This is a genomic window from Phaeobacter sp. LSS9, assembly GCF_003443595.1.
Classification (GTDB): Bacteria; Pseudomonadota; Alphaproteobacteria; order Rhodobacterales; family Rhodobacteraceae; genus Phaeobacter; species Phaeobacter piscinae.
This window is the reverse complement of sequence record NZ_CP031956.1, coordinates 1,440,063-1,452,818: the sequence shown is the minus strand read 5'-3', so window position 1 is coordinate 1,452,818 and position 12,756 is coordinate 1,440,063. Positions and strand designations below refer to the sequence as shown.

The 12,756-nt window shown below is 63.2% G+C and carries 11 protein-coding genes; 5 read left to right on the top strand and 6 right to left on the bottom strand.

Features of this window, described 5'->3' with window-relative positions; all coding sequences use genetic code 11:
- Positions 1 to 33 precede the first annotated feature (33 nt).
- The 3 genes from D1820_RS06910 to D1820_RS06900 all read left to right on the top strand — a co-directional run bounded on the left by D1820_RS06910 (position 34) and on the right by D1820_RS06900 (position 3,738).
- Positions 34 to 687, top strand: coding sequence for a protein-L-isoaspartate O-methyltransferase (locus D1820_RS06910; protein WP_118068331.1), 654 nt, complete (start codon positions 34 to 36; stop codon positions 685 to 687).
- A 136-nt stretch (positions 688 to 823) separates the two neighbouring features.
- Positions 824 to 2,242 carry a TolC family outer membrane protein gene (locus D1820_RS06905; RefSeq protein ID WP_118068330.1) on the top strand — a complete coding sequence of 473 codons (1,419 nt, stop codon included), beginning with the start codon at positions 824 to 826 and terminating at the stop codon, positions 2,240 to 2,242.
- A gap of 128 nt (positions 2,243 to 2,370) precedes the next feature.
- A complete protein-coding gene (locus D1820_RS06900) occupies positions 2,371 to 3,738 on the top strand; it encodes a hypothetical protein (protein ID WP_118068329.1) in 1,368 nt (455 codons plus the stop codon).
- Between the two features lie 48 nt (positions 3,739 to 3,786).
- Here the strand turns inward: D1820_RS06900 and D1820_RS06895 are convergent, their stop codons facing one another.
- Both D1820_RS06895 and D1820_RS06890 read right to left on the bottom strand, forming a co-directional pair.
- On the bottom strand, positions 3,787 to 5,247 hold the full coding sequence (locus tag D1820_RS06895; RefSeq protein ID WP_118068328.1) for a cobyric acid synthase: 1,461 nt from the start codon (positions 5,245 to 5,247) through the stop codon (positions 3,787 to 3,789).
- A 190-nt stretch (positions 5,248 to 5,437) separates the two neighbouring features.
- The gene (locus tag D1820_RS06890) at positions 5,438 to 5,755 is read right to left on the bottom strand and encodes a DUF6280 family protein (protein ID WP_008207990.1); all 318 of its coding nucleotides are present in this window, start codon (positions 5,753 to 5,755) and stop codon (positions 5,438 to 5,440) included.
- Positions 5,756 to 5,971: 216 nt separating this feature from the next.
- Here D1820_RS06890 and efp point away from each other — a divergent pair, with 216 nt between their 5' ends.
- Complete coding sequence (efp, locus tag D1820_RS06885) at positions 5,972 to 6,535, top strand: elongation factor P (RefSeq protein ID WP_040174033.1); 564 nt, start codon at positions 5,972 to 5,974, stop codon at positions 6,533 to 6,535.
- 90 nt (positions 6,536 to 6,625) lie between these two features.
- Here the strand turns inward: efp and D1820_RS06880 are convergent, their stop codons facing one another.
- From D1820_RS06880 to D1820_RS06870, 3 genes are all read right to left on the bottom strand, one after another.
- On the bottom strand, positions 6,626 to 7,195 hold the full coding sequence (locus tag D1820_RS06880) for a hypothetical protein (protein ID WP_118070084.1): 570 nt from the start codon (positions 7,193 to 7,195) through the stop codon (positions 6,626 to 6,628).
- A gap of 101 nt (positions 7,196 to 7,296) precedes the next feature.
- Entirely contained in the window at positions 7,297 to 8,037 is a 741-nt protein-coding gene (locus tag D1820_RS06875; RefSeq protein WP_118068327.1) for a folate-binding protein YgfZ, read from the bottom strand.
- Positions 8,038 to 8,093: 56 nt separating this feature from the next.
- Positions 8,094 to 9,935, bottom strand: a complete 1,842-nt coding sequence (locus D1820_RS06870; RefSeq protein WP_254683394.1) for an ABC transporter ATP-binding protein — start codon at positions 9,933 to 9,935, stop codon at positions 8,094 to 8,096.
- A gap of 417 nt (positions 9,936 to 10,352) precedes the next feature.
- Here D1820_RS06870 and D1820_RS06865 point away from each other — a divergent pair, with 417 nt between their 5' ends.
- Positions 10,353 to 11,606: an alanine--glyoxylate aminotransferase family protein gene (locus D1820_RS06865; RefSeq protein WP_118068326.1), complete on the top strand. Its 1,254-nt coding sequence runs from the start codon at positions 10,353 to 10,355 to the stop codon at positions 11,604 to 11,606.
- Positions 11,607 to 11,631: 25 nt separating this feature from the next.
- Here D1820_RS06865 and D1820_RS06860 read toward each other — a convergent pair whose 3' ends face one another.
- Positions 11,632 to 12,741 (bottom strand): pyridoxal phosphate-dependent aminotransferase, encoded by a 1,110-nt coding sequence (locus tag D1820_RS06860; RefSeq protein ID WP_118068325.1) that lies wholly within the window; start codon positions 12,739 to 12,741, stop codon positions 11,632 to 11,634.
- Positions 12,742 to 12,756: the final 15 nt, after the last annotated feature.

The following is a 12,756-nucleotide window of genomic DNA, read 5'->3' as shown; positions in this document are numbered from 1 at the left end:
CGGATCAACTGACTGAACAGATGAGTTTAGCATATGACTGACTTTGCCGAACGTCGCCGCATGATGGTCGACACGCAGATCCGCCCGTCGGATGTCACCAAATTTCCGATCATCGAAGCCATGCTGGCGGTGCCGCGCGAAGCCTTTGTGGCGGATGCGCAGCGCGAGGCGGCTTATGCCGATAGCAACCTGGATCTCTGCCCCGGTCGCGTGCTGCTTGAGCCGCGCACCCTGGCCAAGATCCTTGATGCGATTGATGTGCAGCCGGACGAGCTGGTGCTCGATGTGGCCTGTGGTCTGGGCTATTCCACCGCAGTGATCGCCCGCGTCGCCCAGATGGTGATCGGCGTGGAGGCGGATGAGTCCATGGCCGCTGAGGCGCAGGACCAGCTGTCGGCAGTTGGCGCCGACAACGCCATTGTCCACACGGGCGCGCTGGAGGCGGGAGCCGCCGAACATGGCCCCTATGATGTGATGATCATTGAGGGCGGCGTGGAAACCGTGCCGGAGGCGCTGCTGGATCAGCTGAAGGATGGCGGTCGTGTCGCCGCGATCTTCATGTCCGGCCCATTGGGAGAGGTCAAAGTCGGCTATAAGAGCGGCGGCCAGATCTCCTGGCGGCTGGCGTTTAATGCCGGTGCTCCGGTGTTGCCCGGTTTTGCGGCTGCAGAGGAATTCGCTCTCTGATCCGCAGGGGGTTTACCTTCAATCCGCGCGGATCCTGATCGGCGCGGATTGCAACAGACAGGCGCCTGACATTTCACAGCGCCAGAGAGCAGAACGGCACTGCCGCGTCGGTGGGCCGGACCACATGAGGCTAAAGATGCGCAATAAACTGACGGCAAACCTGTTCAAGGCCTTCGTCTTCGCCGGAAGCGCAGCATTGCTGCTCGGCGCCCCGAAACAGGCCGCCGCCGATAATCTCTCCGATGCGATGATCGGCGCTTACAACACCAGTGGCCTGCTGGAACAGAACCGCGCATTGCTGCGGGTGCAGGATGAAAATGTGGCGGCGGCTGTTGCCCGTTTGCGGCCGGTTGTCGACTGGGTCACGCGGGCGGAACGTCGGTATGTTCGGACCGGGTTTGGCAACTTTGCGGTCTCCAACCACGATTCGTCGATTTCAACCGGAGTGGACCTCTCCTGGTTGCTGTTCGACAATGGGGTCTCCCGCCTGAACCAGATGGCGGCACAGGAAACCGTTCTGGCCACGCGTCAGGCATTGATCGACATTGAACAGCAGGTGTTGTTCGCAGCGGTTCAAGCCTATGTTAATGTCCTGCTGCAGCAGGATACGGTGTCATTGCGCCGCAACAACCTGCGTCTCCTGCGGGAGGAACTGCGTGCTGCCAATGACCGGTTCGAAGTGGGTGAGGTCACTCGGACCGATGTCGCCCTCGCGGAGAGCCGGGTTGCGGGCGCGCAGGCCAGCCTGATCGAAAGTCAGGGCGATCTGCTCAATGCAAAAGCAACCTATGTCCAGGCCGTCGGCCGGGAGCCGGGCACAATTGCGGGCCAGCCGCCGCTGCCGCAACGGGTCGCCTCGTTGCAGTCCGCAGAAGCCATTGCCATGCGCAATCATCCCAGCCTGCTGACACAGCAGCATGCGGTCAAAGCCGCCGATCTGAGCGCCCAGAGCGCCGGCCGTGGCCTTGGCCCGACAGTGAACCTCCGCGCCAGCGCGGCTCACGGTGAAGACCCCAGCGGCTCCGGCACAAGTGACACGTCAAGCGCAAGCATTGTACTTAGCCAGCGTCTTTATGCAGGCGGGGCAGTGGCTGCGGCCCGGCGCGCCAGCATCGCCCGCCTTCAGGCGGAACGCGGCGCATTGATCACCACCCAGCGCAGTGTGGTGCAGGACGTCTCCGAGGCCTTCGTGGTGCTGGAAGCCGCCCGCGCCAGCCTTGTCTCCTCTAACGAACAGGTCCGCGCCGCGCGCGTTGCCTTTGACGGTATCCGCGAGGAGGCCACCCTGGGAGCCCGCACCACGCTGGATGTGCTGGAGGCAGAGCAGGAGTTGCTGAACGCCCAGACCGCCCGTGTCCAGTCACGCGCCAATCAGGCCCTCGCAGCCTATGCGCTGTTGCAGGCGCAGGGGCTTCTGACGGCGGAACACCTTGGTCTGGCTGTCGAAATCTACGATCCGACGCTGTATTATAATCTGGTGAAGGGCGCTCCGGCCCATGTCAGCCAGCGCAGCAAGGATCTGGACCGGGTCATGCGCGCCCTGGGCAAGAACTGAGGCCCGGTTGACCACCAATTGGAGGCCCGCCAGCGCGGGCCTTCCTAAAAACCACCTAATTCACACGGTTGTCTGGACCGGGACAGGTCGCTACACTCAATCTCAAGAGGCGAGAGTGATAAGCAAAAATGTCCGAACCGGTTACCCAAGCTGAAATTGAAGACGTCCTGTCATCGATCCGCCGTCTGGTGAGCGAGGACAGCCGCGCCGCTGGCTCCTCGCTTGGCAAGGGGGCAGAGGCGGCATTGGCCGCGCAGATCGCCAAACCCGTCCCGGCAGCACCCGGGGGGCAGGGCGCCGGCGCGCCGGGACCCGCCAATGGCGCCACAAATGGCAGCAGCCAGCCGGTCACCCGTCTGGTTCTGACACCGGCGCTGCGCGTCCCCGAAAGCAAGCTGACCCCCGTCGCCCCAACGCCAGCAGCGCCCACACCGGCCACAATCACTGAGACCGCCCCGATGGACACCGCCCCGCATCCCGACGGCGAAGCGGCATCCGGGAAGACCCGATTTGAGGCGCTTCTGGCGGCAGACGCCATAGAATTCTGGACTGAGCCGAAGGACCTTATCGCACAGGGGATTGCCCTGCATGACAATGATCCCGGCAATGAGGATCTGGCCTTTTTCAACGGGATCACCGCCGCCACAGCGGCCGATGAGGCCGCCGACGGGGCCCAAGATGCGGCGCCCGCCGCCGCAGATATGCCCGGCACGCCAACAGCGCAGGCTGAGGCGGCGCTCAACACCGAGGCCCCTTGGACTGATCCTGACGCCACGCTCTATCAGGCCGCCGCCAGCACAGATCACGAGGAGGAGACGCAGGTCGAGGATCCCCATCCGCCAGTGCCCCCGGCTAAACCCACCTCTCAACTGAACCCGAAGGTCGGCGCGGTGGTGCAGAAACTGGCGGAGATGGAAGCAGCCAATACGGCCCGCCCGGTGCTCTGGGAACCCGACGGAACCCGCGACACGCCCTACGCCGGCAGTGATCTGGAAACACTTGCCTGGGATGATCAGGACAGCGACACGGATGCACAGGGCCAGACGGAACCCGTCGATCAGACCCAGAGTGTTGCGGATGTGGTCATCAGATCCGAGGTTGAGGACACGCAGTCTGAGGCCCCGCAGCCTGAGACATCGCAGATCGAACCGTCCCCCCCTCAGCCGGAGCAGCACACGCAGGCCGAGGCGCCCGCCGCCGATACCGCGGTTGAGGAAAACACAAGCACCGATATCCCAGCAGCGCCAGCCGCATCCACCGCCGACGAGGTGGACCGCGATCTGCTGGAGACGTCAGTCACCGAAACCGCACTTGAGGCGCTGGACGCTCTTGGCTCCGATGAGAGCTTTCTGGATGAGCACGCGCTGCGTGAGCTGGTTTCGGAAATCGTGCGCGAGGAGCTGCAGGGCGCTCTGGGTGAGCGGATCACCCGCAACGTCCGCAAGCTGGTGCGCCGCGAAATCCACCGCGCTCTCTCGGCCCAGAACCTGCTCTGAGGTTGCCACCTCGGGGGTGACGGATCTGAGACGATGCAGATGGCGCGCTTAGGCGCTGCGCACCGGCTCTGCCAGCGCCAAGAGCGCATCCAGATCCATACAATCCTCAAGGTGATCTGCCAGCGCGTCCAGCGTGGCCTCAACCCCGTCGTCATAGCCCGCGACACTCTCATGGCCGAGACCGGAGAGCACGGACGCCCGAAACGCATCCGAACTGAACAGCCCGTGTAGATACGAACCGCGCACCCGCCCATCGGGGGAGGCGGCACCTTCCAGACGGCCATCAATCTCCAGCCAGGCGCGGGCGCAATCCGGTCCATCAGTGCGCCCCATGTGGATTTCATAGCCGCTCACGGGCAAGTTGCCATCGCGGGTCACCGCCTCGGTCAATGTCACCCGCTTTTCACCGGCCATGACGGTATGCACATCCAGCAGCCCCAGCCCGTCAACCTTGCCGGGATGGCCATCCACGCCGTCCGGGTCATCAACAGTCTGCCCCAGCATCTGATAGCCACCACAAAGCCCCATGACATGGCCGCCCCGACGGTGATGGGCGAGGATATCAATGTCCCAGCCCTGGGCCCGCAAATACGTCAGATCGCCAATGGTGGATTTGCTGCCGGGGATCAGCACCAAATCCGCATCACCGGGCAGGGCGCGGCCCGCAGGCACGATTTCCACCGTAACATTGGGTTCCGCTGCCAGCGGGTCGAGGTCGTCGAAATTGGCCATCCGCTCCAGCTGCGGTACCACGATCTTGCAGGCGCCACCGGGGCGGGAGGCGATGTCCATCATATCCTCAGCCGGCAGTTTCCACGCATCCCAGAACCACGGGATCACCCCCATCGACGGCCAGCCGGTGCGCGCTGCGATATCATCGCGCCCGGCATCGAACAGGCTGCGATCCCCGCGAAACCGGTTGACCGCAAAACCCTTGATGCGCGCCAGATCCTGCGGGTCCAGCACCGTATGGGTGCCGACAATCTGCGCAATCACGCCGCCACGGTGGATATCACCCACTAGCACCACTGGCACCTCCGCCGCGCAGGCAAACCCCATATTGGCGATATCGTTCTTGCGCAGGTTGGTCTCAGCGGGGGAGCCCGCACCTTCGATCAGGACCAGATCCACATCCGCCGCCAACCGGTGAAAGCTGTCCAGTGCCGCCTCCAACAGGCCGGTCTTGTCGCGCATGAAGGATCCGGCCGCCTGTGTGCCCCGGCGTTTGCCCTGGACAATCACCTGCGCGCCGGTCTCCGTCTCCGGCTTCAACAGCACCGGGTTCATATCGGTGTGGGGCGGGCGCATGGCCGCGCGGGCCTGCAGCGCCTGTGCGCGACCAATCTCGCCGCCTTCAGGCGTCACAGCCGCATTGTTGGACATGTTCTGCGGCTTGAACGGGGCCACTGACAGGCCCCGGCGCACAAAGGCGCGCGCCAGCCCTGCAACGATCATTGATTTGCCGACATTGCTGCCGGTGCCTTGGATCATGATCGCCCGTGCTGTCATGGCGGCCTCTCTCGTGCTGTTGGTGGTGTGATCTCTCACCTGTCAGCCATGGCGGATTTTTCCCGTCCTGAAAAGCCCGCAGAGCGGCCTATTCCGCGTTGAAACCGCCACCACAAAAAGAAAAAACGCGCCCCCCAGGACGCGCTTTTCTTCGACAGTCATATATAGTCTTTCAGACTGGCAGGTCTGATCAGGCCGCCTCGGCCTGTGCCGCGTTGCGGCGTTCGCTCTCTTCGCGCGACAGCGCAACAGAGGTGCGGACACCCCGGCCCACAAATTCCATCAGGCCGCCGACCACGCGTTCGTTCGGGTCGATGCCTGCACAGCTCAGCACTTCGCGCCCGTCGCGCGACCGTGCCCACCGAGCGATCTGCTCGGGGCCATTCCCATATTTCTTGTCATCGGCAATCGCATCATCAAGTGCCGCCAGTACAACCGCGGCAAACAGCTTGCGGGCCCGGTTGCCTTGCTCGTTATTATATGCGGTGCCGTCAACGAAATCTCGCATCGTGCTTCCTTTTTGTTCTTGCTATTGCAATTTCGGCGTGGCGCTCCTTATGGCGGAATTGTGACGATTCGGATAGCCTGCAAACGCATATCTTTTATGCGCAATTTGCATAGCTCTCCGGTCTGTCACACGACATATCGTTGTCTTGCCAGCCGACTCCCTGCCAGATATAGGGGCGGTTAACAGTTCATCAACCACCCGAGAGGGATTTTTGTCATGCCCAAAATCAACGGTAACGAGATCCGCCCCGGCAATGTTCTCGAGCACAATGGCGGTCTGTGGGCCGCTGTCAAAGTCGATCACGTCAAGCCCGGCAAAGGCGGCGCCTTCGCTCAGGTCGAGATGCGCAACCTGCGCAACGGCTCCAAACTGAACGAGCGTTTCCGCAGCGCTGACAAGGTCGAGAAGGTTCGTCTGGAGCAGAAAGATCAGCAGTTCCTCTATGAGAGTGACGGCATGCTGGTGTTCATGGATGCTGAAACCTACGAGCAGATCGAACTGCCCGCAGAGCTGCTTGGCGACCGCCGTCCGTTCCTGCAGGATGGCATGACCATCGTTGTTGAATTCCACGATGACGAGGCGCTGAACGCCACCGTGCCGCAGAAAGTCACCTGCAAAATCGTCGAGACCGAGCCGGTCGTCAAAGGGCAGACCGCGGCCAACTCTTTCAAGCCGGCGATCCTTGATAATGGCGTGAAAGTTATGGTGCCGCCCTTCGTTGGTCAGGACGAGATGATCATCGTCAATACCGAGACCATGGAATATTCTGAACGCGCATAAGCAGTTAGCGCCAACAGATCCGTGAAGCAGCAAACCCCCGCAGCCCGGCTGCGGGGGTTTTTCTTGCGCCGAATGTGCTGACAGCTGCCCTCAGTTATAGTCGATATCGAGCTTGCGCAGCTCCAGACTGTGGCCGCATTCATCCATCATCTTGCCGTAGGCGGCAGTAAATCCGGCCAGTGATGCGTCCAGAACCATCTCGCCAGCGGCATAGGGCACCACCGTGCGCACCTCCATCCGCTGACCGTTCTGCATCCACAGAATGCTGTTCAGCGCGTCCATCCAGCGGATCTGCGCGCGCGCCTCCGCGAGGCCTTCGTCGTTGATTTCACCGTTGGCGACCCCGTAGAACACCGCTTCTCGGTCGATGATAAAACCAATCGCCTGACCATTCTGCACCTGTGTCGGGTAGTGGCGCGGGGCGCTCTCAAACAGCTCCAGCTGCGGGTATGTTTCCGGCGGTCCAACATCGCCTTGGGTCACCGAAAGCCGCAGCAGCGGCCTCCCGTCGCCGCCGGTCCAGGCCGTGCAATCGCGCCAGTCATGCTGTTCGGTGACCCGAATTTCAGCGGCGACAGACCAGTCCTGATACTCCCAATAATCCGTCGCGAGGGCGGGCAGGGGCAGCAGGCTGAGGGCAAGACAAGGGAGCAGGCGCATCGGCAATTCCTCGAAAAATGATTCCTCAGACATAGCCGAGCGGTGGATCAACCCTGCTGTGACGTCGCGTCACAAGCTGAGGGTGCGGCCACAGAATTGCCTCAGGTCTTACCCGGCCAGTCGATCCGCGCGTCCTGCGCACACATGTCGTCACCGGCGCGGTCGAATCGCAGATAGGCGATGGCCTGATTTCCGGCCTGCGTAAACAGCGTGCCGACGGGTTTATCGGCGCGCCGGATCTCGGTGCCGACGGGGGCCGCGCCCGCAACAGTAACCGTGGCCAGCCCCTTGCGCAGGGTGGTCTTGTGCTTCATCCGGGCTGTGACCTCCTGGCCGACATAGCAGCCTTTGCGGAAATCAACGCCGTTCAGCCGTTCAAACCCGGCCTCCAAGATGTAGCTGTCCGGCCCCAGCTCAATGCCGGTTTCGGGGATGCAATGGGCTACGCGGATCGCGTCCCAGTTGCTGCCGTCGTCGCCCGCCTCAGCGCCATAAAGCCGCCAGCCCAGATCCGGGTGTCGCGGATCCGCCAGCGCGCCCTCAGGCGCGGGTCCGGTGCCCCGGCGCACGGCCAGATTGGTTTCCTCAATGGTGATCTTGGCGCGCAGCCGGTACATGGTCAGCCGTTTGGCCAGACTGGCGGCCAGGCTCTCGTCCACATCCAGCAGCAGATCTTCGCCATCCGCAGCGACAAAGAAATCCGCCAGATATTTGCCCTGTGGCGTCAGCAGGGCGGCATAAACCAGCCCCTGATCGACCTTGGCGACATCATTGGTGATCAGCCCCTGCAGGAAGTCACGGGTCTCGGCACCGGAAAGGCGCAGGATGCGGCGGTTGCTCATAGGTCAGGCTCCTGAAGGATCATGAGAGGCAATGTAGGTCGCGGGGTGGGTAAGGCCTAGCCGAACATGCGGCGGGCCAGTTTCTGGAACCAACGGGGCTGGTCACCGCCATCGCGGACTTGTTTCGGCGCCTGTGCGGCGACGCCTTCGCGGTCGACCAGTGTCTTGCCGTCCTGAAACTGCAGCCGGTAGAGATCCGCATAGATGCCGCCGCGCTCCAGCAGCTCTTCATGGGTGCCATGGTCCATCACCTCGCCGCGTTCCATCACCACGATTTTATCGGCATTGCGGATGGTCGACAGCCGGTGCGCGATGACCAATGTGGTGCGCCCGCCGGAGAGTTTCTCCAGCGCTTGTTGCACCACCTTTTCAGATTGCGCATCCAGGGCCGAGGTCGCTTCATCCAGCAGCAGGATCGGCGTGTCCCGCAGCAGCGCGCGGGCAATCACCACCCGCTGGCGCTGTCCCCCAGACAGGGCTGAGCCACGCGGCCCCACCAGCGTATCCAGCCCATTGGCCAGCTTCGGCAGGAAATCCGCCACATGGGAGGCTTTCAACACCTCCTCAAGCTGCGCATCACTCACATCGGTGCGCCCCAGAAGGATGTTCTCGCGCAGGGTCTCGTCAAACAGCAGCGCCTCCTGTGTGACCACGGAAAACAACCCGCGCAGGTCATCCAGATCGAGATCCCGCACCGCAACACCGCCCACGGTGACGGATCCCTCCTGCGGGTCCACCAGCCGGGTCAGCAAGTTGAAGATGGTCGATTTGCCTGCACCCGAGGCGCCGACCAGGGCGGTGGTCTTGCCTGCCTCTGCCACCAGCGACAATTGGCGCAGCACATCGGAGTCGCCATAGCGCAGGGTCACACCTGTCAACGCCACCTCTGGCAGGCCCTTGGGCGGTGCGACTGGGTTTTCGGGCGACACCAGTTTGATCGGAGAATCCATAAGCTCCTTGATGCGCTCCATCGCGGCGGCGGCCGCCTGCCAGGTGCCGCTGATCGACGCCAACCGGCGCATCGGATCAAAGGCCAGACCGATGGCGGTGAAGAAGCTCATGAACTCACCAACGGTTTTCTTGCCCTCGATGATTTCCGCGCCGCCGTAAAGCACCACGCCCATCACGCCCAACCCGGCCATGATATCGATCATGCCAGTGGTGGACGCCACGCCAAAGGAGGCGCGCACCTCGGAGCGGACAAACTGATCCATATGGCCGCCAAACCGGTCGGTCTGGTAGTCCTCAAGATTGTTCAGTTTGATCGGTACGATGCCGTGAAAAATCTCATCCAGCCGGGTAGAGAGGGACGCGCCCAGATCCCGTGCCTGCGAGGCCTTGCGCCGCACGTAGCGTTGCACGGCGGCCAGCGGCAACAGCAGCATCGGCAGGCCAACCAGCATGATCGCGGTCCAGCGCCAGTCCACGCTGATCGCCACAGCCAGCACGGCGACCATCTGGGTGACATCGCGGCCGGCACCGGTGATCAGCGCCTGCCAGACCGAATTGATCGCCATCACATCGCTTTGCACCCGCTGGATCAGAAACCCGGGCGGGTTCACCTGATGAAACGAGGGATCCTGTCGGATCAGCCGCGCCAGCATATCCTTGCGCATATGCGCCGCAGAGGTCTGGGAAATCTTGCTCAGGATCACCTTCTGGCAGACGCTGGACAGCCCCCGCATGGTAAAAATGATCAGAAACGCCAGGCTGACCCAGAACAGCGCATTGGTATTGCCCGCGACAAACACCAGATCAAACATCGGCTGCATCATGTAGCTGAGGCCACCAACGGTGCCGCCCTCAATCAGCATGAACAGGATCGCCAGACCCAATAGCCCCATGTAATGGCGCAGATAGCCCCGCCAGAGCCAGCCGAGCAACTCGCGCGAGGACATATGTTCGGGCTTGCTCTTGATGGCCGGGGGCTCCCCTGTGACGGGGGGCTTTGCCACGGTCTGATCCGTCGCGGGCGCTGTGGCCTGCGTCGGCGATGCCGCCTCCGTGGACGCGTCCGTGGCGGGGGCCGTGTCCGGCGCTGCGGGCGAGGGGGGCTTGGGGTCAGTCTGGGGCAAGGGGTCCAACCGCTGTGGTTTTTCTGGCGCTGACATCTGCGTCAGACCTGCGCCATTTAAGCAGCTGAGGGGAAAGGTGCAAGCATTGGCGCGGCTGTCACCCGTTGCAGGCGGGGCGCCGACCGGGATCACGACATCGCTACGTCAAATTTATTTGCACGGCAGCGCAAGGGCTTGCAGCCTGTGACCCCGCAGGCCACAGTCGCCGCAATCAGACCGTTTGCAGGACAGGAGTGCAGCATGACAGCGGGTGTTTCCCTTGCCGCGGGGCGCGGATATCTGGCGATCCCCGGGCCTTCGGTCATTCCGGATGCGGTGTTGCAGGCGATGCACCGCCCGTCGCCGAATATCTACGCCGGAGAACTGGTGGAGATGACCGCGACGCTGATCCCTGATCTGCGCCGCGTTGCGCGCACGGATCATCATGTGGCGATCTATATCTCCAACGGCCACGGTGCCTGGGAGGCGGCGTTGCAGAACACGCTAAAACCCGGCGACACGGTGCTCGTGGCCTCCTCCGGGCGCTTTGCCATCGGCTGGTCCGAAATGGCAGAGGCGCTGGGGATCGAGGTTGAGCTGCTGGATTTCGGCACCGGTGCACCCTGGGACATGGACCGCATCGCCAGCCATCTGGCCGCAGATACCGCGCATCGGATCAAGGCGGTTCTGGCAGTGCATGTCGATACCTCCAGCTCCATCCGCAATGATGTGGCGGCGCTGCGCGCGGCCCTGGAGGCCTGCGATCACCCTGCGCTGTTGATGGCCGATTGCATTGCCTCGCTCGGCTGTGACCGGTTTGAGATGGGCGCCTGGGGCGTCGATGTGATGGTTTCTGCCTGCCAGAAGGGGCTGATGGTGCCTGCGGGCATGGGGTTTGTGTTCTTCAGCCCCAAGGCCGCCGAGGCCCGCGCCCGCCTGCCGCGGGTCAGCCGCTATTGGGATTGGGAGCCACGCGCCAATCCGGAAGAATTCTACCAGTATTTTGGCGGCACCGCGCCGACGCATCATCTGTATGGTCTGCGGGCCGCGCTGGATCTGATCCACGCTGAGGGGATGGAGACCGTCTGGGCGCGGCATCATCATCTGGCGCGCGCGATCTGGGCAGCCTGTGACGCCTGGGGCGCGGATGGTCCGCTGCGGATGAATGTGCAGGACGTTGCCTTGCGCTCCAATGCGGTGACCTCCCTGCATCTGGGCGGCGATCACGCCACCCGCCTGCGCACGTGGGTGGAGCAGACCCTGGGGCTGACGCTGGGGATCGGCCTTGGCATGGCGCCGCCGAACAGCCCGGAGTGGCACGGGTTTCTGCGCCTGGGCCATATGGGCCATGTGAATGGTCAGATGATCATGGGGCTACTGGGCGGCGTTGATGCCGGGCTGAAGGCGCTGGAGATCCCGCATGGATCCGGCGCGCTGGAGGCTGCGGCATCTGTGATCGCCGGGGCTGGCAGCACAGAAACCAGCGCGCCCACAGGTCTGAGCTGCTGCGGGTGATCCGCAGCAGGCCTTGCGCGCGGCCTCAGCCGTTGCGCGCCCGCGCCAGCGCGATAGGCAGCGCGCGGGCGAAGGCGTCGAGCTGATCCTCCGGCCCGCAGCTCACGCGGATGCAGCGGTTTTGCGGCGCTGCAAAGGGCATCCGCACAAACACGCCCTGATCCACCAGACCGTCCAGCACCGATTTGGCAAACGCGCCGTCTTTGCCGCAGTCGATGGCGACAAAATTGGTGGCTGAGGGCAGCGGCGTCAGCCCATTTTCGCGGGCAATTTCGCCAATCCGGTCGCGGGCGGTGCTGATGCGGTCCAGAACATCAACCAGCCAGTCCTGATCTTGCAGGGCCGCCAGCGCGCCAATCTGGGCGGTGCGGTTCATGCCGAAATGGTTGCGCACCTTGTTGAAGGCGGCGATCAGTTCCGCCTCTGCCAGCACATAGCCCACCCGCGCACCGGCCATGCCATAGGCCTTGGAAAACGTCCGGGTGCGGATCACGCGCGGATCATTGATGTCGATGGGCAGGGCGGTGCCTTCCGGCGCGCAGTCGATATAGGCCTCGTCCAGCAAAAGTAGGCAGCCCTCTGGCAGGGCATCCATCGCCTCCAGCAGATCGGCGCCGCTGTGCCAGCTGCCCATCGGGTTGTCGGGATTGGCCAGATAGACCAGTTTCGCACCCACATCTGCCGCCCTGGCAAAGAGCGCGGCGGGGTCTTCGTGGTCGCCCTTGTAGGGGACAGTATGTAATACGCCGCCAAAGCCCGCGACATGGTAATTGAACGTTGGGTAGGCGCCAAGCGAGGTGACCACCGCATCGCCCTCGCCAATCAGCAGCCGCACCAGATAGCCGAGCAACCCGTCAATGCCTTCGCCAATCATGATATTCTCAGGCGCAACGCTGTGGTGGGCGGCCAATGCCGCGCGCAGGTCGTGACTTTCGGCGTCGCCGTATTTCCAGATCTCCGTGAGCGAAGCCTGCATCGCCGCAATCGCCTTGGGTGAGGGGCCAAAGATATTCTCATTTGCGCCCAGCCGTGCCTTGAACACCGCGCTGCGCTGGCGTTCCTGGGTTTCCGGCCCGACAAAGGGAACCGAAGCGGGGAGGGATTGGGCGAGCGGGGTGTAGCGTGGCTGTGTCATGGGGGCAGATAACGT

Excerpts from the sequence above, each read along its gene's own strand:
- D1820_RS06910 (WP_118068331.1), top strand. The coding sequence starts at position 34 with ATGACTGACTTTGCCGAACGTCGCCGCATGATGGTCGACACGCAGATC.
- D1820_RS06905 (WP_118068330.1), top strand. The coding sequence starts at position 824 with ATGCGCAATAAACTGACGGCAAACCTGTTCAAGGCCTTCGTCTTCGCC.
- D1820_RS06900 (WP_118068329.1), top strand. The coding sequence starts at position 2,371 with ATGTCCGAACCGGTTACCCAAGCTGAAATTGAAGACGTCCTGTCATCG.
- D1820_RS06895 (WP_118068328.1), bottom strand. The coding sequence starts at position 5,247 with ATGACAGCACGGGCGATCATGATCCAAGGCACCGGCAGCAATGTCGGC.
- D1820_RS06890 (WP_008207990.1), bottom strand. The coding sequence starts at position 5,755 with ATGCGAGATTTCGTTGACGGCACCGCATATAATAACGAGCAAGGCAAC.
- efp (WP_040174033.1), top strand. The coding sequence starts at position 5,972 with ATGCCCAAAATCAACGGTAACGAGATCCGCCCCGGCAATGTTCTCGAG.
- D1820_RS06880 (WP_118070084.1), bottom strand. The coding sequence starts at position 7,195 with ATGCGCCTGCTCCCTTGTCTTGCCCTCAGCCTGCTGCCCCTGCCCGCC.
- D1820_RS06875 (WP_118068327.1), bottom strand. The coding sequence starts at position 8,037 with ATGAGCAACCGCCGCATCCTGCGCCTTTCCGGTGCCGAGACCCGTGAC.
- D1820_RS06870 (WP_254683394.1), bottom strand. The coding sequence starts at position 9,935 with ATGTCCTCGCGCGAGTTGCTCGGCTGGCTCTGGCGGGGCTATCTGCGC.
- D1820_RS06865 (WP_118068326.1), top strand. The coding sequence starts at position 10,353 with ATGACAGCGGGTGTTTCCCTTGCCGCGGGGCGCGGATATCTGGCGATC.
- D1820_RS06860 (WP_118068325.1), bottom strand. The coding sequence starts at position 12,741 with ATGACACAGCCACGCTACACCCCGCTCGCCCAATCCCTCCCCGCTTCG.